Source organism: Rhodococcus sp. HM1 (assembly GCF_023218075.1).
Taxonomy (GTDB): Bacteria; Actinomycetota; Actinomycetes; order Mycobacteriales; family Mycobacteriaceae; genus Rhodococcus.
The window spans coordinates 1-22,677 of sequence record NZ_JALPTB010000090.1; the positions used below are offsets into that span (position 1 = coordinate 1).

27 protein-coding genes are annotated in these 22,677 nt (G+C 66.6%); 26 read left to right on the forward strand and 1 reads right to left on the reverse strand.

Annotated features, from left to right (window positions below; translation table 11 throughout):
• Nucleotides 1-576 precede the first annotated feature (576 nt).
• Nucleotides 577-1,461: a phage antirepressor KilAC domain-containing protein gene (locus tag M1M07_RS28910; protein WP_248676358.1), complete on the forward strand. Its 885-nt coding sequence runs from the start codon at nucleotides 577-579 to the stop codon at nucleotides 1,459-1,461.
• Entirely contained in the window at nucleotides 1,458-1,775 is a 318-nt protein-coding gene (locus M1M07_RS28915; RefSeq protein ID WP_248676359.1) for a hypothetical protein, read from the forward strand. Before M1M07_RS28910 ends, M1M07_RS28915 begins: the two co-directional genes overlap by 4 nt.
• 86 nt (nucleotides 1,776-1,861) lie before the next feature.
• Here M1M07_RS28915 and M1M07_RS28920 read toward each other — a convergent pair whose 3' ends face one another.
• Entirely contained in the window at nucleotides 1,862-2,206 is a 345-nt protein-coding gene (locus M1M07_RS28920) for a hypothetical protein (RefSeq protein WP_248676360.1), read from the reverse strand.
• A gap of 116 nt (nucleotides 2,207-2,322) precedes the next feature.
• Between M1M07_RS28920 and M1M07_RS28925 the strand changes: the two genes are divergently transcribed.
• The 24 genes from M1M07_RS28925 to M1M07_RS29040 all read left to right on the forward strand — a co-directional run.
• Complete coding sequence (locus M1M07_RS28925; protein WP_197251781.1) at nucleotides 2,323-2,475, forward strand: hypothetical protein; 153 nt, start codon at nucleotides 2,323-2,325, stop codon at nucleotides 2,473-2,475.
• Nucleotides 2,476-2,623: 148 nt separating this feature from the next.
• Nucleotides 2,624-2,887 (forward strand): hypothetical protein, encoded by a 264-nt coding sequence (locus M1M07_RS28930; protein ID WP_248676361.1) that lies wholly within the window; start codon nucleotides 2,624-2,626, stop codon nucleotides 2,885-2,887.
• Nucleotides 2,884-3,558, forward strand: coding sequence for a hypothetical protein (locus M1M07_RS28935; RefSeq protein WP_248676362.1), 675 nt, complete (start codon nucleotides 2,884-2,886; stop codon nucleotides 3,556-3,558). The genes M1M07_RS28930 and M1M07_RS28935 overlap by 4 nt, the downstream gene beginning before the upstream one ends.
• Nucleotides 3,559-3,807: 249 nt before the next feature.
• Complete coding sequence (locus M1M07_RS28940; protein WP_282582431.1) at nucleotides 3,808-4,350, forward strand: helix-turn-helix domain-containing protein; 543 nt, start codon at nucleotides 3,808-3,810, stop codon at nucleotides 4,348-4,350.
• Nucleotides 4,347-5,621, forward strand: a complete 1,275-nt coding sequence (locus M1M07_RS28945; RefSeq protein WP_248676364.1) for a phage terminase large subunit — start codon at nucleotides 4,347-4,349, stop codon at nucleotides 5,619-5,621. The genes M1M07_RS28940 and M1M07_RS28945 overlap by 4 nt, the downstream gene beginning before the upstream one ends.
• Nucleotides 5,618-7,228 carry a phage portal protein gene (locus M1M07_RS28950; protein ID WP_248676365.1) on the forward strand — a complete coding sequence of 537 codons (1,611 nt, stop codon included), beginning with the start codon at nucleotides 5,618-5,620 and terminating at the stop codon, nucleotides 7,226-7,228. Before M1M07_RS28945 ends, M1M07_RS28950 begins: the two co-directional genes overlap by 4 nt.
• Before the next feature lie 67 nt (nucleotides 7,229-7,295).
• A complete protein-coding gene (locus M1M07_RS28955) occupies nucleotides 7,296-8,489 on the forward strand; it encodes a phage minor capsid protein (protein WP_248676366.1) in 1,194 nt (397 codons plus the stop codon).
• 95 nt (nucleotides 8,490-8,584) lie between these two features.
• Complete coding sequence (locus M1M07_RS28960) at nucleotides 8,585-9,250, forward strand: hypothetical protein (RefSeq protein WP_197251787.1); 666 nt, start codon at nucleotides 8,585-8,587, stop codon at nucleotides 9,248-9,250.
• A gap of 15 nt (nucleotides 9,251-9,265) precedes the next feature.
• Nucleotides 9,266-10,465, forward strand: coding sequence for a P22 phage major capsid protein family protein (locus M1M07_RS28965; RefSeq protein WP_197251788.1), 1,200 nt, complete (start codon nucleotides 9,266-9,268; stop codon nucleotides 10,463-10,465).
• Nucleotides 10,466-10,617: 152 nt separating this feature from the next.
• Nucleotides 10,618-11,034 carry a hypothetical protein gene (locus M1M07_RS28970; RefSeq protein WP_248676367.1) on the forward strand — a complete coding sequence of 139 codons (417 nt, stop codon included), beginning with the start codon at nucleotides 10,618-10,620 and terminating at the stop codon, nucleotides 11,032-11,034.
• Complete coding sequence (locus M1M07_RS28975; protein ID WP_248676368.1) at nucleotides 11,031-11,360, forward strand: hypothetical protein; 330 nt, start codon at nucleotides 11,031-11,033, stop codon at nucleotides 11,358-11,360. Before M1M07_RS28970 ends, M1M07_RS28975 begins: the two co-directional genes overlap by 4 nt.
• Before the next feature lie 9 nt (nucleotides 11,361-11,369).
• Nucleotides 11,370-11,690, forward strand: a complete 321-nt coding sequence (locus M1M07_RS28980; RefSeq protein ID WP_248676369.1) for a minor capsid protein — start codon at nucleotides 11,370-11,372, stop codon at nucleotides 11,688-11,690.
• A complete protein-coding gene (locus tag M1M07_RS28985) occupies nucleotides 11,687-12,124 on the forward strand; it encodes a minor capsid protein (RefSeq protein ID WP_248676370.1) in 438 nt (145 codons plus the stop codon). Before M1M07_RS28980 ends, M1M07_RS28985 begins: the two co-directional genes overlap by 4 nt.
• Nucleotides 12,125-12,136: 12 nt before the next feature.
• Nucleotides 12,137-12,886: a phage tail tube protein gene (locus M1M07_RS28990; RefSeq protein ID WP_248676371.1), complete on the forward strand. Its 750-nt coding sequence runs from the start codon at nucleotides 12,137-12,139 to the stop codon at nucleotides 12,884-12,886.
• 74 nt (nucleotides 12,887-12,960) lie between these two features.
• Nucleotides 12,961-13,383 (forward strand): hypothetical protein, encoded by a 423-nt coding sequence (locus M1M07_RS28995; RefSeq protein ID WP_197251794.1) that lies wholly within the window; start codon nucleotides 12,961-12,963, stop codon nucleotides 13,381-13,383.
• 5 nt (nucleotides 13,384-13,388) lie between these two features.
• The gene (locus M1M07_RS29000) at nucleotides 13,389-13,625 is read left to right on the forward strand and encodes a hypothetical protein (RefSeq protein WP_197251795.1); all 237 of its coding nucleotides are present in this window, start codon (nucleotides 13,389-13,391) and stop codon (nucleotides 13,623-13,625) included.
• Nucleotides 13,625-14,017: a hypothetical protein gene (locus M1M07_RS29005; protein WP_248676372.1), complete on the forward strand. Its 393-nt coding sequence runs from the start codon at nucleotides 13,625-13,627 to the stop codon at nucleotides 14,015-14,017. Before M1M07_RS29000 ends, M1M07_RS29005 begins: the two co-directional genes overlap by 1 nt.
• Before the next feature lie 3 nt (nucleotides 14,018-14,020).
• The gene (locus M1M07_RS29010) at nucleotides 14,021-18,361 is read left to right on the forward strand and encodes a phage tail tape measure protein (protein WP_248676373.1); all 4,341 of its coding nucleotides are present in this window, start codon (nucleotides 14,021-14,023) and stop codon (nucleotides 18,359-18,361) included.
• Entirely contained in the window at nucleotides 18,362-19,171 is an 810-nt protein-coding gene (locus M1M07_RS29015; protein WP_248676374.1) for a hypothetical protein, read from the forward strand. It begins immediately after the preceding gene.
• Nucleotides 19,168-20,721: a hypothetical protein gene (locus tag M1M07_RS29020; RefSeq protein WP_248676375.1), complete on the forward strand. Its 1,554-nt coding sequence runs from the start codon at nucleotides 19,168-19,170 to the stop codon at nucleotides 20,719-20,721. The genes M1M07_RS29015 and M1M07_RS29020 overlap by 4 nt, the downstream gene beginning before the upstream one ends.
• A 9-nt stretch (nucleotides 20,722-20,730) precedes the next feature.
• Nucleotides 20,731-21,465, forward strand: a complete 735-nt coding sequence (locus tag M1M07_RS29025) for a peptidoglycan-binding protein (RefSeq protein WP_248676376.1) — start codon at nucleotides 20,731-20,733, stop codon at nucleotides 21,463-21,465.
• A 113-nt stretch (nucleotides 21,466-21,578) separates the two neighbouring features.
• A complete protein-coding gene (locus tag M1M07_RS29030) occupies nucleotides 21,579-21,995 on the forward strand; it encodes a hypothetical protein (protein WP_248676377.1) in 417 nt (138 codons plus the stop codon).
• Entirely contained in the window at nucleotides 21,995-22,300 is a 306-nt protein-coding gene (locus M1M07_RS29035; protein ID WP_248676378.1) for a hypothetical protein, read from the forward strand. Before M1M07_RS29030 ends, M1M07_RS29035 begins: the two co-directional genes overlap by 1 nt.
• 46 nt (nucleotides 22,301-22,346) lie before the next feature.
• Nucleotides 22,347-22,677: hypothetical protein (locus M1M07_RS29040; RefSeq protein ID WP_248676379.1), on the forward strand; the 331-nt coding region annotated here is incomplete at its 3' end.

Sequence of the window (22,677 nt, forward strand, 5' to 3'; positions counted from 1 at the left end):
CTTCGGTTAACCCCACGCCCAACCCCCCGGCTAACGAAAACCCAAGGGATGGGGTTAACCCCACGCCCAACCCCGGCCATACTCCTGCTCCTGCTCCTACTCCAGAAAGAAAGAGTGGTTACGTAAGTACGGAAGGAGACAGCGCGCGCGAAGACGAACCACCCTCCCCGAGTTGCATCGACCATCCGGACGGCACCGAGCGGCCGTGCTTCGCCTGCGGCGAGGCCCGCCGCCGGCACCGCGCCTGGGAGGACGAGCGAAAGCGTGTGGCCGCCGAGGCGCGCTCAGGGCAACTCCGTGCTGCGGCTCAGGAGCGCGCCAGAGCGATCGCGGAGTGCTCCCTGTGCGACGAGGACGGTTACGTCGATACGGCCGTCTGCAGCCACGCTCAGGCCCCGGAACGGCGTCCGAGCCTCAAGGACCTGTACCAGCAAGCGAAGGCCGAGAAGACACGCGCATAGGAGTGACTGATGACATGCAATCCGTTAGTCGCTCGCGTAATGTGAATCCCTGACCATGAAAAAGCCCCGCCGGTGCGTCAACACCGCGGGGCACGAACACCGAGGAGACCGCTCGATGTCACTCGCAAACGTTACCGGACGCGAATCCGCGTCACCATTCGATCGCATCCGTCAGACCCGGCCCGACGGCACGGAATTCTGGTCCGCCCGCGACCTCGCGCCCGTGATGGGCTACTCCGCGTGGCGGAACTTCCTGGTTCCGATCGAGCGGGCGATGAAGGCCGCGGAGAACCAGGGGCACGACGTGTCCAGCCACTTTGCGGGATCCCGCAAAGTGGTCGTCCGCCCGCAGGGTGGAGGTTCCGAGCAGGAGGACTTCGAGCTCTCCCGCTTTGCTGCGTACCTCGTTGCGATGAATGGCGACCCGAACAAGCCTGAGGTCGCCGCGGCGCAGGCGTACTTCGCCATCCAGACTCGCGTCGCCGAGATCGCGCCGGCGCCGTTCGCTCTCCCTCAGAGCATGAGCGAAGCGCTACGTATGGCTGCTGACGAGTACGACCGCGCTGAACTCGAGGCGTCCAGGCGTCGCCAGCTCGAAGCGAAGGTTGAGCATGACGCCCCGATGGTCGCCAAGGCCGAGGCGCACTCGGCGTCGACGACGTCGATCAACCGCCAGGACTTCGCCCGCGAAGTGCAGACCTGGGGCAAGAAGATCCACGGCATCTGGATTCGCCAGCGGCACATCATGGACTTCCTCGCGCACAAGGGCGTCACAGTCCGAGGCGACCGCTCCGACGCCGGTCAGGCCACCGCGAAGGCGATCCGTCAGGGATGGGCCGAGAACTCGAAGTACACCGACGAGGCGACCGGCCGGACGTTCGTGACCACGCGACTGCTGCCGAAGGGCCAAGACGTCGCGTGGAAGTGGATCACCGCGTACGTCGAAGCGAACGGCACCCTCGAGCTGCCGCGCGACATCAACAGCGGTGATGCAGCATGAGCGACTACCTGTACCGCGTCGTCGTCACGAAGATGCCCGAAGGCTCTCACTGGGAGCAGGAGCTCCCTGACGGAACCCTCGTCGGCGGACCCGTGCCCGGATGGGCGCCGGCCGGGTGGAAGCCCGAAGGCAACTACGTCGAGATTCTCGGCACCACCGAGTTCGTGTGGCCGACCACCAACAAGGAATACCGGTCCCGGTCGACCGCGAAGAAGCGCGCAGATCTGTTGCGTCGCTACGGCGCCGAATGCGTCATCCAGCGGTCCTCGCGAATCACGTGGCCCGATCTCGAGCTGGACGGAGCGCAGGCATGAGGCTGACCATCACCATCGGCCGCAACACCCCCGCACCCCTCGCGCACGACGACATCCGCGCCATCGTGCGCGAAGAGCTCACGCGACTACTGCGCGTCGACGCCTGCAGGCATCCGCTCGAATGCGAACGGGAGCCATCCCTTCGCATCACCGATCACCACCACAGCGACACTCTCGATCGCCTCCAGGTGAAGGGCGATGACACTCTCCTTCACCTTGGCCGTCTCGCTCTCGTCGTAGATGAACTCCAACGGGATCGACGGATGCATCCACAAGAAGTCTCGGAACACGTCTCCGTCGCCATCAGTGCCGACGAGGCCCATCGAGAAGCACTTTCCGGTAGGGAACGCGACCGATACGAGTGCATGAACTTCCGCAAGCACGTGCGGAGCCAATCCGATGCGCTTCCCGTTGTAGACAAGTGTCGCCATGAAACTTCTCCTTCTGCTGATGATGTTGGCGCACACAGCGTAGGAGACCGAGCGGCTGGGGGGGCCCACATGAAGCCCCCACAGCCGTCCACAGCCACTGCCCTGGACGGCGACCAGTGACCGCGCCCAGGACCCGGATCCGGGCGTCCCTGCTCCTCGCCGCACTCTTCGCCGGCGGACTCATCGCCGGAGCCTTCCACCCCACCGACCAGGGCCCGATCTCCACACCGCCCATCGACGCCGCGAACAGCCGTGGTGGTGAACCGTGACCCGCCTCCCAACGGCCCTCACCGCCTGGGTGCTCATCATCGCCATCGCAGCACTCAGCCTCGCCGCCACCTGAACCCCGGCCCGCACCGACTTCCACACGGTGCGGGCCGGAACCATCCCCACCCACCGCGAGAAAGGCCCCAGCGCATGCCCGCCGCCTACACCAACCTCGACCAGGCCAATGCCCGCATCGACGCACTCGAAGCCGAACTCGCCGCCACCGCCGACGCCGCCCGATTCGCCAGCAAAGCCGCCGAGAAAGCCCGCGCCGAAGTCATGGAACTCAAAATGACCGCCAACGCACCCTCCGGCACCGACTACCCACCCGCCGTCGCCGAAACCGTCGCCAAGAACCTCACCCCCGAAGTCCGCGACGCACTCCGCGACATCCTGGGCCGAGCCGACGCATGACCAGCACCCCCGACGCGGCCGGCCGCTACCTCGACACCCCAGGCGAAAACAAAGTCTTCGCACTCCTCTGCCAAGTCCCCGAGATCACCGAGTCACTCGCAGGAATCTGCAGCGACGGCTACCGCCAACGCATCTCCTACGAACCCCGCGTCAGCGCCAGCCCCACCGACGTCGTCCCGTACGACACAGCAGCGCAAGACGCCGCCTACTACCTCGACAACGAACTCTGGACCTGGGCCAACCACGTATGCGAACACCGCGGCCTCCGCTACGACGGCCCCGTCACACCCATCGGAATGGCCGAATGGCTCCGCAAGAACATCACCGCCCTCGCCATGACCCCCGGCGCCGACGAAGCACCCACGTCACTGCGTCGCGTCATCCGAGCAGCACGACGCGCCGCCCGCCTGCCGATCGAACCCGAGACATGGCGCTACGGATCCACCACCGTCGCCCGCGACACCCAGCTCAACGCATCCGCAATCGCCATCGCCGCGAAGGAGCTCGGCCCCGAATACGCCCGGCTCGATCGCGAGCGCGTGAAGAGCCTCCGAAAGACCGGCCGCATCACCCCCGTGCGCCTCAACTCCGAGGGCGTGCCGATCTACCGACTGGGCGACGTGATGGACGCCCACCTCGCCACAGCGACACGAAACCGGGTGAGCGCCTGAACCTCTTATCCCCACCCCTTTGATACGCTCAGCGCGTAGGCGCGAGATGACCCCACCAGCAGGGTCACTCGCGCTTCGTCGTTTCCAGACGTCCATCCTCGAAGCACCACCCTCGCGAGTGCTCGGATGGACCGCCCACGCCCCGGAATTCACGCCGGACGAGCGTGGGCGTCAACTTCCCCGAGGAGGGCCGAATGAACCACAGGATGGAACGTTCCACCTGCCTCCCATGCGCGCGCGTAGTGGCCCATGGCCGCGTGGACCGATGAGGAGAGCCGGCGCCTTCGCGAACTGCATGATCAGGGGATGTCGCTGCGGGCGATCGCAGAGGAGATGGGCCGGCCGCAGAGCACGGTGTCTCGGTGGGCGGATCGGCTGAACCTGAGTTTCGACCGGTCGAAGACGAAGAAGGCCACGGAAGCCCGTGTCATCGACACCAAGGCTGCCCGCGTCGAGCTCGAGCAACGGTTGATCGCAGAGGCGAACAAGGTGCTGGACCAGATGTGGGAACCCACGCTGGTGTTCAGCTTCGGCGGCAAGGACAACACATACGAGGAGCACCTGCTTGATCGGCCGACATTCGGCGATCAGAAGGCAATCGTGCAGACCGCGGCCACCGCGCTGAACGCGGCGAACAAGCTCCACGAGATGAACGCCGGCGCCGACGCGGAAGGCGTTGTCAGCGTTCTCGCCGAGGTGCACGCCGCGATCACCGCCATGGCCGACGAAAACCCGGACGAGCCACCCACACCCACAGACGAGGAGCTCGACGCCGAAGAAGAGGGACAGTGACCACCAAGCTCGCCCGACTCGGCCGTCTCACCCCGAAACAGGCATGGTCGATCGGTCGAGCCACCGCAAAGATCTGCATCTGGAACGGCGCAGTCTCAGCCGGCAAGACCATCACCTCACTGTTCAAGTGGATGATGCTCATCCCGACCGCGCCGCAAACCGGCGAGATCGTGATGATCGGCCGGACACGAGACACCGTGTACCGCAACCTGATGACCCAGTTGCAGAACCGGGAGATCTTCGGGGACCTCGCCGACCACGTGCACTACAACCGTGGCGCCCCCACAGCGACGATCCTCGGCCGCACCGTGCACATCCTCGGATCCTCAGACGTGCGCGCCGAAGCCACGATCCGAGGCATGACCATCTCCCTGGCCTACCTCGACGAGGCCACGCTGGTCACCAAGGAATTCTTCGCGATGCTGGTCTCCCGCCTGCGCGTGAAGGGCTTCCGCTGCCAGCTGCTGTGCACCACGAACCCGGATGCACCGAAGCACTGGCTCAAGACCGACTACATGGACCGGGCCCACGATCCCGAGCTGAGCATCGTGGTGTTCAACTTCCGGTTACGGGACAACGCACGCAACCTCGAGCGCCCGTACATTCATGGTCTCGAGGCGCAGTACACGGGGCTATGGAAGGCCCGCTTCATCGACGGCGAATGGACGATGGCGGACGGTGTCATCTACGAGATGTTCGACCCGGCCGTGCATGTCGTCGACCAGCTCCCGATGATGCAGCAGCTCCTCGCGATCGGCATCGACGACGGCGTCAACCACCCCGCTGCCGGCATCCTCCTCGGCCTCGGCGCAGACAACCGCCTCTACGCCATGGCCGAGTTCGCGCCACCGGCCGGCACACCCGCCGACCGCACACGACTGCTACGGCGCTTCGAGAACGAGCACGGCACACCCGACTTCCACTTCGTGGACCCCTCTGCGGCCGCGCTGAAGCTGCAGATGAACCGCGAAGGGTTCGTCAACGTCGCGAACGCCGCGAACAGCCACAAGCTGGGCATCGGTGTCGTCGCGTCACTGTTGTCCACGCAGCAGCTCATGATCCACAGCAGCTGCACGAACCTGCTCAACGAGATCCCCGGCTACGTGTGGGATTCGAAGGCTGTCGAGCGTGGCGAGGACGCGCCCGTCAAGGAAAACGACGACTTCTGCGACGCACTGCGCTACGCGGTCGCCACCTCCCAGTTCCAGTGGCGCCACGCCGTGCCGCTACCCGACGACCACCGATTCGACACCGAGGAGACCGCAGCATGACCAGCATCCGCGCGAACATGGCCTGGCCGCCGCCCGAACTGGGCAAGGTCACCGCCCGTGTCGCCGAATGCCGCGTCTGGTGGGGAGGCGACCCCACCAAGCTCGACGACTTCTACGGCGCCGGCGGCCGCACCTCACCCTCCGGCACCACCCTCAAACGCCGCGCACAAGACGCGTGGGACGCATTCTGGGGCCGCACCCAGCACAACCCCAGCCAATCCGGGAAACGCCTCCACGCCCCGATCGGCAAAGACATCGCCCAACTCTCGGCCACATCACTGTTCTCGAAGCCGCCGGTGATCCTCGCCGCCGACGACGAACTCGACACGGTGCAGGCCCGCGTCGACGACCTGTTCAACACCCCCCGATTCCACTCCAGCCTGTACACCGCGGGGGAAACCTCGTCGGCGCTCACCGGTGTATTCGGCAGGGTGGTGTGGGACGACCAGGTGCAGCAAGGCACGTGGATCGAATGGGTCGACCCCGATCATGCGATCCCCGAATGGTCCAGGGGCCGGCTCAAGTCCGTCACGTTCTTCACCGAACTCGAATCCGATGACCCTCGGGACGTGTGGAGGCACCTCGAACGGTACGAGCGCGGCCGGATCGTGCACGAGCTGTACAAGGGCACCCAACACAACCTCGGCACGCTGCAGGAGCTGGGCGCGCACGACGCGACCGCAGACATCCGTGTGGAACTCGCCGGGGACGGATACTCGATCGTCGACCTCGGCGTGGACGAGCTCGCCGTCGAGTACGTGCCGAATCAGCTTCCGAACCCTGAGTGGGCGGAGGATCCGCAGCTGCGGAACCTCGGCGCCTCCGACGTCGGTGCGGTCGATCTCGTGCCGCTCTATCACCAGATCGACCGCACCTACAGCTCACTGATGCGGGACGTGCGCGTCGCCCAGGCACGCATGTTCGCCTCCTCCGAGGTACTGCAGCACCGCGGCGCCGGGCAGGGCATGTTCCTGCCCGAGGATCAGGAACTGTTCACGCAGGTCGGTACCGGCATCGGTAAAGAGGGTGGCGCTGAGTCCATCTTCCAGTTCCATCAGCCCGCCATCCGGGTGCTCGAGCACGACCAGGTGGGGGAGATGCTGCTGCGTGAGGTGCTGCGCCGCACCGGGTATTCGCCGGTGTCGTTCGGCATGTCCGATGAGGTAGCGCAGACAGCGACCGAGGCCGCCGGAAAGAAGGAATCCACGGTCACCACGACCGAGGGGAAAGCCCGCTACTTCGGTGTCGCCATCCAGCATTTGACCACGGTTGCTCTGCGGATCGACCAGAAGAAGTTCCCGCACCTCGGCGTGGAGCTGCACGAGCCGCTGGATCTGGACTGGCCGCCGTTCGCGCAGGAATCCGACCTGTCCCGCGCTCAGACGGTGCAGGCATGGGAGACCGCGAAGGCTGCCTCGACACGCACCAAGGTTCGCTACCTGCACCCGGGCTGGACCGAGGAGCAGATCGATGAAGAGGTCGAGTTGATCGATGCGGCGAACACGGTGGAGATGCCGGCGTTCTTCGGATCCGACACCGCCCCCGACGGTCAGGTCAGCGGCGACCAGGACGTCGGCGTCGACGTCGACGAGGGCGACGACGTTTAGATCGGCCTCCGAATATCACAGCCTGTGCGATTTACGAGGACGAAGTAAACATCGGGAGGTGTAGCTGGTGGCACTCGACCCCGAAGACGCCCGCAACATCCCCGCCCACCTGATCGCCCTCTACACCGACGCCGAACTCGCCCTCCTCCGCCTCCTCGCCGAAGCCATCATCGACGGCATCGACACCGACGACTGGCAACAGGTCCAGACGACACGGCAGGTCGAGTTCCGGCAGGCCGCCGAAGCACTCGCCCGGCACCTCCAAGCGGCCATGCCCCAGCTCCTGCAGGACGCCGTGCAGGCCGCGGCCGACCTCGGCGAGCAGGCAGCCGACGAGGACGCCGACCCACAAACACCCGCAGCGGTAAGCGCAGCCGCCGTGGGAACGGCTGCGGCAGTGCCCGGGCGCGCACCGCGTCGCGACCGCGTCCCGGTTCCCCGCACTGTCGCAGCCACCCAATCCGCCTGGTCCACCCTCGCCCACGCCACACAGCAGCTCCCCGGCAACGCGGACCGCCTGTACGGACAGGTGCTCGCACAGATACAGATCCGATCCCAAGAGGTCCCGAGGCTCACCCCGCACACCGGTGGCATCCTCGGCGCACCACGAGCCACCGGCACACGGTTGGACGCAGCCCAGCAGGCCCTCGACATCCTCACCAAGCGAGGCATCACCGGGTTTCGAGACCGCGGCGGCCGCAACTGGTCACTGACCTCGTACGTCGAGATGCTGTCCCGCACAGTGGTGAACGAGGAACTGCGCGAATCCCACATCGCCCGGGCCCTCGAACACGGCCACACGCTGATGGTGGTGTCGTCGCATTCGAAGCCGGCACCGCAGTGCCAGCCGTACGAAGGCCAGGTGCTCAGCCTGGACGGCGCCACCGGCACGGTCGAGCTGAAGTCGGCGACGACCGGACGTCCGGTGCAGGTGCGGATCAAGGCCACGATGCGCGAGGCCATCTCGAAGGGCTTTCGGCATCCGAACTGCGGGCACGCGCTCAGCAGGTTTGCGCCGGGCGCGTCACGCACGTTCACGACGACGCCGGACCCCGAAGGCTATGCGGCCACCCAGAAGCAGCGGGCCATGGAACGCGCCATCCGCGACACCCGCCGCCGGCAGGCTGTCGCGGTCACCCCGCAGGCGAAGCGCGAGGCCGCAGCCCGGCTCCGGGCGCAACGCGAGGCGATCGCCCAGCACGTCGACGAGCACGGCCTGACCCGCCGTCCGCGACGCGAGCAGATCAACCAAGCTCGCTGACCCCCACACGCTTCCGCCCCTGGGCGGACACCCCGACACCGCGACGGTGCCTGGGGCAACACCGCAGCGCGACGCTGCACACCCGAAGGAGCACCATGCGCACCACCACGACACTCGCCCTCATCGTCGGCGCCGGATACGGCCTCGACCCGTTCGCCACCTCCGGCCGCTGGCCGAACCGCATGCACCCCCGTCGCGACGACGAGGGACACAGCAACGGCGACGGCGGCCAGACCGGCCAGGGCGACGGCACCGGTGGGGATGCAGGTGCCGGCAAAACCAACACCGACGACACCGGCAAGCCCGACGGCGGTGACGACGAGCAGCTCGGCGAAGGCGGCAAGAAGGCCCTCGACGCCGAACGGGCAGCCCGCAAGGCCGCGGAACAGGAAGTCGCCAAGTACAAGGCGGCAGCCGAGAAGGACCGCCTCGCCAAGCTCGACGACCAGCAACGCGCCGAGGCCGAACGCGACGCCGAGAAGAGCCGCGCCGAGAAGCTCGAAGCCGAGCTCGCCGTCGAACGAGCGGCGCGGAAGCACGGCATCACCGACGACAAGGACCTCGAGCTGTTGGCCGGCGTCCCCGCCGACAAGGTCGACGCCCTCGCCAAGCGTCTCGCCGCGACCAACGCCAGCGCCAACTCCGCCGGGCGATCCGGCAACGGCGTCGGCGGAAGTAAGTCCACAGCAAGCCCGCTCGACGACCCGAAGAAGTTCGCCGAGAGCCTCGGCAACCGGAAGTCCGGCGTCACCATCTACTAATCCAGGAGAAATTCCGTGACCAACACCATTCTCAAGGCTGCGCAGATCGTGCAGGCCGGGCTCGTCGTGCTCGAACGCGATGTCGTCCTGCCTGGGATCGTCGAGTCCAGCGCCTCGCAGCACTTCTCGGGCCGCAGTCCCGCAAACGACACCGTGTCCATCCGCATCAACGGACGCACGGTCGCCAAGGACTACGCGTGGCGTGACCACACCGCGGCGATCGAGAACTCGGATCTGAACGAGTTCAAGGTCGACGTGAAGCTCGACACCCACCCGTACAACGCAATCGGACTGTCGGACGAGGAACTGTCTCTCGACATCTACGACTTCACCGAGCAGGTCGTCACCCCGCAGACCCGAGCTGTTGCCGAACGTATAGAGGACAAGATCTCCGCGAAGATCAAGGGTGCGACATACCCGTCCGGGTCGAACATCTCCATCTCGACGGACGGGGCGAGCGGACTGGACTTCCACGCCGGAGCGGTCGACGCGCGCAAGGTCCTGAACGACTACCACGTGCCGCAGCAGGGCCGCGTGTTCCTCGTCGGTACCGGTATCGAGGCAATGATCCTCAAGTCCGACCAGTTCCGGAAGTTCGACCAGTCCGGAGACTCGAACGCTCTGCGCAGCGCCACCATCGGAAACATCGCTGGAATGCCGGTCATCGTGTCGCATTCCATCGGTGCATACGAGTCGTACGTGTTCCATCGGTCCGCATTCCAGACGGTGTACCGGGTTCCGGCGTCCCCGCTCGGTGGCGTCGACAGTGCATCCGGGTCGTACGCCGGTATCGCGCTGCGCTGGCTGCGGGACTACGACTCGAGCCACCTGGTGAACCGGTCGATCTTCGACACGTTCTTCGGCATCAGTGTCGTGGAGGACCCGGACGACTACACCGATCCGGATTCGACGTTCTCGCTCAAGCGTGCAGTGAAGATCGTCCTGGGCACCAACGCGTTCACCGTGGACGTCGGCGGCGCGACCGGTGGCACCTTCACACTCACTTTTAACGGCCGCACCACCGGTGCGCTGAACTACAACGCGACCGCAGCGACCATCAAGACCGCGCTGGTTGGCCTCGACGACGGTTTCGGCGCCGACGACATCACCGTCACCGGATCGGCGGGCGAATACACGATCGCGGTCCCGGGCGCACTTTCGGGTAGCGGTGCTTCCCTGACTGGCGGAACCGGCCTCACCGTCACCGCAGTCTGACTGAGCTTGGTGGTTGGTGCGTCAACCGCGTGCCCCGGCAACTCTCGGCACTCACCGCGCGCGAAGGACGACTGGGGGCTTCCACGCCGGGTTCCTTTCGGCCCCTGCAGCGGCGTACCTGCGCACCAACCACCAACCCCCGAGGAGGCTCCATGGCACCCGTCTACGCCACCACCGGTGACCTCGAAACCTGGACCGGCAACCCAGCACCCGACAACGCCGCGGCGCTCCTGCGCGAGGCATCAACGCTCGTCGCGTCCGCGATCATCGCCGATGTCTACCCGACGACAGCGACAGGCCTGCCATCCGAAACGGGCAAGCGCACCGCGGTACGCGAAGCGACCTGCCAACAGGCTGGCTACTGGGCACGGCACAACATCGACCCGACGGCAGGCACTGCCGGGCTCGACGAGGTTGTCACCGCCTCGAGCATCGACGGCGCCTCCGTCTCCACGAACGCTGGAGAGCTCGCCGCGGAGAAGGCGGCCAGCGTCGAGGGCCTCACCTCGTCGGCGCTGCGGATTCTCCGCCTGGCCGGGCTCGGTTCGTCGTGGGTGGACTCGTGGTGACCGACCCGCTGGCGTCGTGGTGGACGTGGCCTGTGCTCGTCGCACGCAAGATCGGCGACGGCCCGTACGGTCCCGCACACGCCGCCCCGGTGGAGGTGCGCGGGAAGGTCACAGCGAAGCGGAAAAAGGTGCTGGCACCGGACGGTTCGGAGGTCATCTCCGAGGCCCGCGTCTCGATGCCTGCCACCACGCCGCTGATTCCACCCGGGTCGCTGGTGACCCTGCCGCCCGAGTTCGGGGGCCGGACCGCAGAGGTGTTGGCCGAGCAGCTGCACCACGACGGCGCCGGCCGCACCCCGAACTTCTACAGCGTCGACCTGACGTAGGGGGCCGCCGTGTCGCTTGACTTCACGCAGGCCCGGGCACGCATCCTCGAAGCCGCCCAGCGTGGACTCGAGGATGCTGCCGAGGTCGTGAAGCAGGAGTCGATTCAGCGCACACCGAAGGAAACTGGCGAGCTGCGCAACGACTGCTCCATCGCCTCCGGGCACCTCGAAGCGGTCGTCTTCTACTCGCTCGTCTACGCCATCGCTCAACACGAGGGCGTCGGATTCCATCACGAGCACGGCGAGGCGAAGTTCCTCGAGAACGCGCTGATCGCGACGCGCGGAGTCGTTGGCCAAGTCATCGCTCAATCGATCAGGAGTGCACTTTGACGACTGCCCGCGCGCCCGACACCACCGAACTCGAGGAGGCACTCGCCAGGCGCCTCACCGCCCTCGGGCTCGTGCGATACGAACCCAACGGCATCTACGGCGCCGGCACGCTCCCCGCGGTGTTCTTCGGCGCGATGCCAGACACCCCGAACGACGCCATCGTCATCAACACCTACAACGACGACCGATCCAGCGACGACGACAACCCGGACTACTACCTGCAGATCCGGGGACGCCGCGCCGGCCGAGATCCTCGCGCCGTCGACCAGCTCATGGACGCCATCTACCGGGCGATCCACGACACCTCCCACCAGATGTGGGGGAGTGTCCGGGTCCTGCTCTGCCGCCGCGTCGTGCGTGCACCACGCGACCCCGACGCGAACGGGCGTTGGACCCGCCCTGATTCGTACCGCATCACTGCCAACCCGTCCTAGGAGGACGACCCCATGACTGCACCCACCCAGGCCCTCGCGTCGACCCTCGCACGCGACTGGATTCTCGAAGCCGAAACCGCTCCCGATGTTTGGACGCGTGTCCGCGGCCTCTCCTCGGTCGCCCCCATCTTCGAGGGCGCCGAGCAGGACGACTCCGACATCGACTCGGAGGGCTTCGCGTCCCAGATCGTCACCGGCCTCGCGTTCCGCATCGAAGGTGGCGGCAAGCGCAAGGGCGAGAACACGTCCGGATTCGTCGACGACCCGGGCCAGAACTTCCTGCGCCAGAAGGGCCGCAAGACTGGCTACGACAACGTCGTGACGGTCCGCATCTACCGGCGCGACGCGCTGCCCGACGCCTACGAAGCCGAGACCACGGTGAAGTGGACCGACTCGCCGGCGTCCGACCCGAACGCGCTGCAGGAGTTCAGCTTCACGCTGTCGGGCCGCGGCAAGCCCCGCGACATCGTCAAGCCGCTCGTTCCCTCCGGTGACCAGAACTTCACCGTCACGATCGGCGGAGCCACTGCGGGCACCTTCACCCTGACGTGGAACAGCAAGACCACCGCGCCGATCGCGTTCGATGCAACGTCCGCGGCGATCAAGTCGGCGCTGGCTGCGCTCGACGACGGCTATGTCGCCAGCGATTTCACGGTCACCGGATCGGCGGGTGGCCCGTTCGCCGTCACCGTCCCCGGCGGCGTGCTGGCCGGTGACGGCTCCGGCCTGACCGGCGGAGCATTCGCCGTCGCCGCGGCCTGACCGCCCCATGACCACCCGCTGGGAGTAGAGCTGCGCTGCTCCCGGCGGGTGTTTCACCCAACGGAAGGAGTCCGGTGGAGGACCTCGCCACCTTCATGGACCCCGCGCTGCACCTGCCGATCGCCGGCCGCGACTACGCGATCCACTGCACTGCCTGGCAGGGGCTACGCGCGCACCAGCTCATCGCCACCCGCCCACGCCTGGACGACGCGCAGGAACGCGCCGAGATCCTCGCGATCCTCGGCGACACCTACCAGCAGATGGTCGACGACGGAATCGGCTGGCCCACCATCGCCCACGCCGGCCGCACCGCCATGCTGTGGTTCGGGCACTCCGAAGCCGCCGGTCAGGCCCACTGGGAGAGCGCAGGTGTGCCGGGAAATCCGATACCCCCATCCCCGAAGCAGGCAGGGATGGGGGAGAAGCTCCGCTCGATCCTTCAGCGCCCCGCACCTACGGACCGGATGATCCTGGCGGCGGCCCGTACGACCCCGTAACCGGGGTGCGCGAGTGGTACAACGACGAGCCTGACCGGCCGAAACCTGGCCAGGTCGCACGCACAATCGTCGACTGCCTACATCACTGGACCGACATCGAACTCGACCTGCAAGACAACGGGATCGACCTCGAATCCGGTGTCCTGCACACCCACTCGTGGCGATGGCTGCGCCTGCGCATCACCGCCCTCGCCGCAGATCCAACCTCCCGCCTGCACAAGGCGCTGACGAAAGGCGTGTAGTGGCGCTCAAGGACCTCACCGAAACCGGCTTCGACCCTGACCTACACCTGCCGATCCGAGGCAAGCGCTACACCGTCCCAGCGCCCGACTACGAGACGGCCAAGGCCATGCGGGAGATGGTGACGAAGGACGGGATGCCCCCGGTCGAACAGACCCAGCAGGCCATCGACGCCCTCGGGACTGCGTTCGGCGAGATGGTCGCCGACGGCCTGCCCTGGCCGATGATCCTGCACGCCGGCCGCACCGCGATCTTGTGGTTCGGGTTCTCCCCGGACTGGGGCGAAATCCACTGGGCCATGTCGCATCTGCCCCGACAAGCCGACCTCGAGAAGATCCTCGGCCAGCACGCCGAGCTGCTCGAGGCCAGAAAGCAACTGCGCAAGAAGGAGTAGCCCGTGGCACTCGACGTCGGCGAACTCGTCGCCCGCCTCACCCTCGACGACTCCCGCTTCGTCCAAGGCACCGAGCGGGCTCAGCAGCAGAGCCAGCGAGCCACCCAGCAGATCTCCAACGGCTTCCAGCGAATCAGCCAGGCAGCGCAGCGCGCCGGCCAAGCCGCCCAGGCCGTCGAGATCAACCGCCGGCTCGAGCAGCAGGCTCGCGACGCAGCGCAGCGTATTCAGGAGTTGGAGCGCAACGCACAGCGCGCCGACCAGTCCGTCGACGACATCGTCATGAACACCCAGCTGCTGAACGACGCCCGCCGTGCCGCTCAGGAAATAGAGGAGATCCAGGCTGCCGCACGTCAGGCGGCAGGCGCGGTCGACACCATCGAGCTCGGCAACCGGCTACAGCAGGACCTGCAGGCCGCGCAGCAGGAACTCGAGGACCTGTACCAACAGGCGAGTCAGGGCGGAGGGCCGGCGGGCAGCCGGTCCGGCGGGAACTTCCTGTCCGGGTTCGCTGACGCGGTCGGCAATCTCGGCTCGAAGACCGGCCCGATCGGGGCATCCCTCCTTGGTGTCGCCGCGATCGGCCTCACTGCGGGCGCGGCGCTCGCCGCTGCGATCAAGGACGGCATGTCCGCCGAACTGAACCGGGACCTTTTCCAGGCGCAGACGGGCGTGACGGAGGCACAGGCCCGCAAGTTCGCCCAGGCCGCAGGCGAAGCGTATGCGGACACGTTCGGCGAGTCGCTTGAGGCGAACCTCGGCACCGCGAAGGCTGCACTCGGCAGCGGCCTGCTCGATCCGGGTGCGACGCAGCGCGACGCGGAGCAGATGATCCGCTCTCTCGACGGCGTCTCCCGCATCATCGGCGAGGAGATCCCGCGGGTGTCCCGCTCGGCCGCGCAGGCCGTCAAGACCGGGTTCGCCGCCGACGTCAACGACGCATTCGACCTCATCGTCAAGGGCTCTCAGATGGGCCTGAACGTGTCCGAGGACTGGCTCGACACGATCGACGAGTACGGCACCCAGTTCCGGCAGCTCGGCCTCACCGGCGCCGAAGCGATGGGCCTGATGGGCCAGGCCGTGAAGGCCGGCGCCCGCGACACCGACACCGCGGCGGACGCGCTGAAGGAGTTCGCGATCCGCGCACAGGACGGATCGAAGGCCAGCGCTGAAGGCTACGAACTCCTTGGATTGTCGGCGGAGGAGATGACCGCGAAGATCGCGGAGGGCGGCGAGTCTGCCCGTGACGGTCTCGAACTGGTGCTCACGAAGCTGCGCGAGATCGAGGATCCGGTCGAACGGAACGCGGCCGCCGTCGCCTTGTTCGGCACCAAGGCCGAGGACCTCGGGCAGGCCATGTACGCCATGGACCTGACCACCGCTGTCCAGTCGATGAACGACTACGAAGGCGCCGCCAGACGCGCCATCGACGTCATGAACGGCAACTCGGCAACCTCTGTCGAGGGCGCAACCCGGGCTGTCAGCATGGCGGCAGATGGACTGAAAGCAGCTCTGGCTGAAGCCTTCGGGCCCCACATCCAAAAGTTCGCAGACACCATCAGCAACAACCGGGCAGGCGTCATCCAGTTCTTCATCGACATCGGCAACAAGGCGTTCGACGGAGCTGAAGCGATCCTGCAGTTCGTAGCGAACGGCATGCGCGGATTCGGCGAATTCGCCAAGTCTGGGTCCGACATGGCGGCGTCCATGCTCGACACGTTCTCCGTGATCGTTGCCGGACTGGATGGCCTGCTCGGGCCGCTCGGTGACCTCATCCCCGGCATGCCCGACTTCGGCGATGTCGCGAAGGATCTGCAGAGCTTCGCCGACAAGGCCCGCGATGGCGGTGTGGCGATCCAGAACGGCATGAACGCTGGGGCTGACGGCATCGAGAACCGCCTGATCCCCGCGGTCGGCGCCGCCCAGGACCGGTTCAACGATTTCGCTGGCGATCTCAAGCTGTCGGCTGCATTCAACGACGAGATCCAGAAGGTCAACGACGCGATCTCCGAAGTCGGAATCGCCATAGACGGATCGACCGTCAAGATCGAGAACTTCAATGGGACTCTCGACAAATCGATTCCGACGCAGGCTCGCCTCGATCAGCAGTTGGCCGGCCTCAAGGAGCAGTTCGAGGCGCAGACCCGTACTGGTCTCGAGGCGGGTGCCACGATCGAGGAGCTGACCGGGCAATACGCCGCAAACCGTGGCGAGCTGATCCAGCAAGCGATGCAGATGGGGCTGACAAATCGGCAGGCCCTCGATCTGATCAACAGCTACGGGCTCGTGCCGAACCTCGTTCAGACGCAGATCCGGCAGCCGGGCATGCCCGAAGCGCACTCAGCGCTCGATGTCCTCCAGGGCAAGATCGAGGAAACGCCCGACGAGAAAGTCATCCTCACCGAAGCGTTGACCCAGGACGCGATCGACGAGCTGAAGCATCTCGGGATCACGGTCAAGGAACTCCCCGACGGGACCGTCGAGGTAGTTGCCGAGACGGACGAGGCCGACCTGACGATGCGGCAGTGGCTTGCCCAGCAGCGCTTCGCTGACGTCCAAGTGCGTGTGCACTACCAGAACCTCCAGGCGCAGAACGATGCGATCGTGTCATCGGCGGCCGCAGCCGCTCAGCGCCAGGCGGAGACTGGGCAATACCAGCGGGTCCACTACGCCGACGGCGGTGTCCGCACGCGCGCCAATGGCATGCTCGACACCGCGCACATCGCTAACGGCCAGGGAAACGGCATCCTCGCCCGCACCCCATTCGGACCGGTCCGATACGCGGAGGGTGAGACCGGGTGGGAGGCCTACATCCCTGGCGCTCTGTCGAAGCGGCCACGCTCCGAACGCATCCTGCAGGAGGTCGCCAAACGCTTCGGATTCGGGCTCATCCGCACCGTGCGCAGCGAGGCCGGGAAGATCTTCAAGGGCGACCCGAAGTCTCTCGACGCCCAGTCCGATCCGACCGGGTGGCGGGCGCTGCTCGGCGGAGACTACTCAGGTCGCACCGCCTCGCTCCTCGGCATCCAGGAGGATCACCCGCTCGTCGACGTCATCCTCAGCGCGCGCAAGGCCATCGCCGAGGGCGACTACGACGGCGCCCTCGCGAACTACGGCATCCACGAGGACAGCCCCATCACGGATCTGCTCCTGCGGCTGAACGAGAGGCTGTTCCCGAAGATGGCCGACGGCGGCATCGTCGGGCCATCCGGATTTGACGCCGAGGCGGCGATCGAACGCGCGAAGTCGAAGGCCGGCCGCCCGTACGGGTACGCCACCCTCGACGACTGCTCCGGGCACCTGTCGGACGTGTTCAACGCGGGCACCGGGCAGTCGGTGCGGTTCACCACCGATTCCGATTTCGAGTCGATGGGATGGGTCCCCGGGTTTGACCCGGACGGCTTCTCGATCGGCACGAACGGCGGCGTAGGCCCGGACGGACACATGACCGGCTACCTGTACGGGACAAACATCGAATCGGACGGGTCGAACGGCATTCAGTACGGCGGCACGGCGGACTCTCCGCTGGACTTCCCGTACGTGTACCACTGGCCCGGCGCGACGATGGGCGACGATCCCTCGGCCGAGCGTCTCGGAATCACCGGTGGCGACTCATCGACGTCAGGTCGCACCGTCGGCGTCACCGACTCGGGCGCAGTCATGTCCACCGATGGGCAGCGGGTGTTCGTCACCAACTGGCCCGACACTCTCGGTGGCAATAGCAAGGCCGAGGAGAAGTCCGCCGACGAGCGCAAGCCGATTCTGACCGCCGGGCTCAAGGTGTTCGAGAACGGCGGTATTGCCGACCGCGGTGCGCAGATTCAGCAGGGACGCGGCAACGGCATCCTCTGGGCGGAATCCGAAACGGAGTGGGAAGGCTACATCCCCGGCGCGGCATCGAAACGGCCCCGCTCGATCGCGATCACCCGCGAGATCGCCCGCCGCTTCGGCTACCAGCTGGTGCCGATGGCCGACGGTGGCCTCACCGGCTTCGGCGGATACGGCGGCCGCAGCCCCGCATCGTTCGACGTGCCACTCACCCCGGACGGCTGGGCCGGCATGTCCGCGAACAAACGCCGGGCCACGATGTACAACCTCGCAGCCCTCGGGATCGGCGGAGCGTTCGCGCTCGCATCCGGGTTCGACGCAGACGGCCGCTTCACCGGACAGTTCGACACCGGCGCCAACTCGCATCCGGCGCTGGAGAAGGGCTTCCAGATGCTCGTCGAGAAGCTCGAGGAAATCCGGGCCGCTGCCGCCAACCCGGACCCCGTGGACGTGCAGGTCGACGTGGACCGCGGAGCCGGGACCGCCAACCTCTCGATCATGAAGGCAGGGATGTAGATGGCGAGGCGGTACGTCCTCGAATGCGAAAACGGGCAGGTGTGGGACTTCACGTCCTCCACCTGCCCGCTCTCGTTGCGCACCGATCCGACCGGCCTCGAAGGCGCGGAGTTCGCGTTCGACGACCAGAAGAACGTCGACCAGGCCGGCGTCACGTGGCGGGCGCGCATGGACGAGCCGAACCTGATCGGCCTGGACGTGAAGATCGCCGTACGCGACCCGGCGGCCCGGGTACGGACGGCGCAGCAGTGGCGGCATTCCCTGGGCCGCGGCAAGCAGATCCACCGGTTCTGGACGATCACCGACGAGGCCGGACGCCGTTTCCAGGATGTGCGCCTGGCGTCGAAGCTCGGGTCGCTGAACTACACGCTGCTCCGCAATGCCGGGATCGTGCTGTCCGACCCGGTGATGCTGCGCTCGGACGAATCGTGGTGGCGGCGAATACCGGTCGTGAAGACCTTCACCCCGGCCGACTTCGCGACCGCCGCGGTACGCACCAACTCCGACGAGCCGGCATGGCCGCACCTGCGGATCACCGGCCCGATCACTCTCCCCACGATCGGATGGATGGGGGAGACCGTGCCGCTGCCGACGATCGCCGCCGGGGACTACCTCGACATCGAGACCGACCCGGACTGGTTCCAGATCAACGACAGCACCGGCGCCGACCGGTCGTGGGTCGGCCGCCGCTGGTACAAGCAGATCCCCGCCGGCCGACTCACCGTGCCGATCGCCATCACCGGCACCGGCACAACCTCAGCAACGAAGGTGGAGATCACCGTGCCCCAGCTGCACTGGGCGGCCCTGTGACGGCCGCGTACACGCCCGGCTATCCCCGCCCCACCCGCGACGACGTCACCGGATTCGACATCGAGATCGGCCAGCCGGACGCCTTGTCCTGGCGGCCGCTCGGTGGGTACATGACCGCCGAATTCGAATGGCACTGGTACCTGCCCACTTCGGCGGTGATCCAGATCAAGCCGGATCATCCGATGGCCGCGTACCTGGTGAACTGCCGGCGCCGCGTCATCCACGTGCGCACGTACCGGAACGGTATCCCGTGGGATGGCCGGATCATGCGCGCGAACATCAAGGGCAAGCCCGGGCGTGAGGTCATCACCCTCTACTGCATCAGCAACCTGATGTGGATCCTGCGGGGCCTGGCGTGGGTCAACAACATCACGCCGCCAGAGTTCCAGCTTTCGCTGACCGGGAAGCAGAACGTGAAGTGGGGGCCGCCGGACTTCGTGTTCAAGGCGTACCTCGCCGAGACCATGACCCGGCTGCGGAAGCCCGTGTACGCGGCACTTCCGCTGCGCTACACCGTGCCGACGCTGCCGGATCTCGACGACATCGACACACTCGATGACCTGCTCGACATCGTCGCCGACGCCCTCGACGACCTGTGTGTCCTGCAAGCCCGGTTCACGCAACTCGACGAGCTGTTCAAGCAGACCGTCGAGACGCAGGAGATGGGTCTGTCGTGTCATCTGTGGACGCCGCTGGACGGGCCATCGCCGCATGTCTTCAACACGACCAGCCTGTCTCAGCTCCAGTCGGTGTTCGACTACACGTCCGACAACTTCCTGAACTTCACCAACCCCGGAAACATTCTGGGGTTGGCGAATCCGGACGACTGGGGAAAGATGACCCGCTCCGGGTACGTCTTCGACACCCATGTCAAGCGGGATATGCGCAAGATCCAGTTCCGGCTGGACTCGACGCAGGTCGAGTACTACGAGCGGGACGTCGAGCACGCCGACGCACACAAGGTCGCGGTCGGTGGCAAGGCCCCGGAAATCATGAACCAGGCCATCGAGTGGGGCGCCAACTTCGCACTTCAGCTCATACTCAATGCCCTGTTCCCCGGCCTGAACCTCGGCACGATCCTTGTCGGCGACCTCTTCGACAACGTGTTCTTCGCCTACCAGCAATTCTGGGACCCGGACCTCGAGGCCGACCTCGGGGAGCACGGGTTCGGTGAGGTGTTCGGCGACAACACCGCCGCGTGGTCGCTCGACAGCTTCGCGGTCGGGCAGGCCGAGCTCAAGAAGCACTCCGGCTCCGACGCAGTGAAGATCCAGCTCTCGTCCGGTGCTGCGGGCCGCGGCCACTGCATGGGCGTCGACGACGGTACCGGCCGCCGGTACCGGGTCGGGGACATCGTGACCCTGTGGGATCGCGGCGTCGAGATCGAGCAGTGGATCTCGGCGGTGAAGATCACCGACCGCGGTGACGGCCGGATGGTCGAGACCGTCACGTTGGGCGAGGACAAGGCACTGAAGGACGGCTGGGAACGCGTGATCGCGCATCTGCAGAACTTCGCAGGTACCGCCCGCGGTATCGCCAACAGCGTCTAGGAGGACGCCATGTCATTCCGAAAAGCCTACGGCTACAGTCACAGTGAAAACGGGTGGCGGATGTGCAACCGCGACGAGTGCGTCGTGGCGAACCCGCTGCCGTACACCAACACCGCACCGATCCGAGCCGGTGACGCCGCGACGATCCTCAACGCGTGGATCATCTGGTACCACCGCAACGTCGAACCGCTGACGTCCCCGGTGTGGGGCTGGTCCAACGAGAACGCAGTGGGCAACTCGAACCACCTGTCCGGCACTGCGGTCGACATCAACGCCCCGAAGTACCCGTGGGGTCTGCGGTCGATGCCGGCCGCTCGCATCGCGAAGGTGCGCGAAGGTCTGCGCCTGTTCGAAGGCTCTGTGTTCTGGGGTGCCGACTGGGGCCGTGCGGATGAGATGCACTACCAGATCGGCTGGCGTGAGGGCGATCCCCGTGTTGCCGTGTTCGCTGCCAAGCTGAACGGCGGGCACCTCGGGATCTACACCCCGGGCCCGGCCGCGCCCGCACCGGCGCCCGCGCCGACAGCGTCGCGGCCGACGATCTCCCGCGGCTCCACCGGCGACCACGTGCGCTACCTGCAGACGCTGCTCAATCGCGCGTACCCGCTGTATTCGCGGCTGGTCGTCGACAGTGACTTCGGCCCCGCAACCGAGAGCGTTGTGCGGGAATTTCAGCGACGCGCAGGCCTGGTCGTCGACGGTGTTGTCGGCCCGGCCACCTGGCGCCGGCTCGGTGTCTCGTGACGCGGCTCGCCATCGCGGCCGCCGTCGTCCTGTCCTTCACCCGTTGGGGCCGGTTGCACGCGCGGATCCTGCGCGCCGATCGGTCCGAGCGCTACCCCTCGTAGGAGGCACCCATGTCGGACGGAAACGTCATCGACATCATCACCAGGCAGGTCGTCGAGAAGGTCGCCGCCGAGGTCGACGCCCGGATCGATGCGGGCGTGAAGATCGTCACCGACGAAGCGCACCGCCGGATCGACGGATACCTCGCTGAACTGCCGCGGCCGGTCGAGGCGGAGCTGGTCGCGCAGGAGCCCGCACCCGCCAAGGTGGACGCCCGGAATCGGGCCTGGCGCACCACCGTCCAGGGTGCGGTCGCCACCGTGCTGGTCGCGGTGCTGCTCGCGCTCGCCGAACTGCTCGGCACCGGCACTCTCGACCTCACCACCGGCGGCGCATGGAAGGCCATCGCGGGCACTGCCGGCGGCGCGGCCCTCATGGCCGTTCTTGCGTACGTCCAGCGGCTCGTCAGCCCGCCGAGGGACCGCTGATGGGGGAGTGGCTGCTTGCGTTGTTCTCGCCTGAGCGGATCCAGGCGTTGGGCATCGCGGCGACAAGCCTGTTGACGGCATGGATGACTCGGCAGGCGGCAGTCATCAAGCGGCTCCAAGCCGAGGTCGCCGAACTCAAAGCAGGACGCGCAGAGGACCAGCGGAAGTTCCGTCGAGCGATCTGGCTCATCCGCGACTTGCTGTCGTACGCCACTGCTCTCGAACTGTTGATGGAGCGGCACATCCCGCATGTGACACCACCGCAGCGCCCCGAGATCCCCGCCGAGCTACTCGAGGAGGTGTGACGTGGAAAAGCTCCCACGCAAACGCCCCTCCGGTCACACGGACCCGATGGCGCTGATCGCTCAACACCTGCCAGGGCTCGTAGTCGACCGGATCAATCTGTTCATCCACGATCTCTTGGATCAGATGGACGGCGCAACCGGCGGCATATTCAATCTCGACGACCTCGCCGATCGTCTGTACGGCACCGAGCGTGGCCTGCAGACGAACGTCCCGCGACTCGACAACAGGATTGACCAGATCGTCCTGGAGAACATGCAGGCCCAACTCGCCACCTACAGTTCGACGGACTGGTGGTACAAGCCCACGGACGCGAAGTTCATCAGGGTCGTGGTGATCGGCGGGGCGTCCGGTGGGGGCCGCGGCAACAACGGCGGAA

Bases quoted from the DNA above. Each gene is read 5' to 3' on its own strand.
- M1M07_RS28910 (WP_248676358.1), top strand. From the start codon at position 577: ATGTCACTCGCAAACGTTACCGGACGCGAATCCGCGTCACCATTCGAT.
- M1M07_RS28915 (WP_248676359.1), top strand. From the start codon at position 1,458: ATGAGCGACTACCTGTACCGCGTCGTCGTCACGAAGATGCCCGAAGGC.
- M1M07_RS28920 (WP_248676360.1), bottom strand. From the start codon at position 2,206: ATGGCGACACTTGTCTACAACGGGAAGCGCATCGGATTGGCTCCGCAC.
- M1M07_RS28930 (WP_248676361.1), top strand. From the start codon at position 2,624: ATGCCCGCCGCCTACACCAACCTCGACCAGGCCAATGCCCGCATCGAC.
- M1M07_RS28935 (WP_248676362.1), top strand. From the start codon at position 2,884: ATGACCAGCACCCCCGACGCGGCCGGCCGCTACCTCGACACCCCAGGC.
- M1M07_RS28940 (WP_282582431.1), top strand. From the start codon at position 3,808: ATGGCCGCGTGGACCGATGAGGAGAGCCGGCGCCTTCGCGAACTGCAT.
- M1M07_RS28950 (WP_248676365.1), top strand. From the start codon at position 5,618: ATGACCAGCATCCGCGCGAACATGGCCTGGCCGCCGCCCGAACTGGGC.
- M1M07_RS28960 (WP_197251787.1), top strand. From the start codon at position 8,585: ATGCGCACCACCACGACACTCGCCCTCATCGTCGGCGCCGGATACGGC.
- M1M07_RS28970 (WP_248676367.1), top strand. From the start codon at position 10,618: ATGGCACCCGTCTACGCCACCACCGGTGACCTCGAAACCTGGACCGGC.
- M1M07_RS28990 (WP_248676371.1), top strand. From the start codon at position 12,137: ATGACTGCACCCACCCAGGCCCTCGCGTCGACCCTCGCACGCGACTGG.
- M1M07_RS29015 (WP_248676374.1), top strand. From the start codon at position 18,362: ATGGCGAGGCGGTACGTCCTCGAATGCGAAAACGGGCAGGTGTGGGAC.
- M1M07_RS29025 (WP_248676376.1), top strand. From the start codon at position 20,731: ATGTCATTCCGAAAAGCCTACGGCTACAGTCACAGTGAAAACGGGTGG.
- M1M07_RS29030 (WP_248676377.1), top strand. From the start codon at position 21,579: ATGTCGGACGGAAACGTCATCGACATCATCACCAGGCAGGTCGTCGAG.
- M1M07_RS29035 (WP_248676378.1), top strand. From the start codon at position 21,995: ATGGGGGAGTGGCTGCTTGCGTTGTTCTCGCCTGAGCGGATCCAGGCG.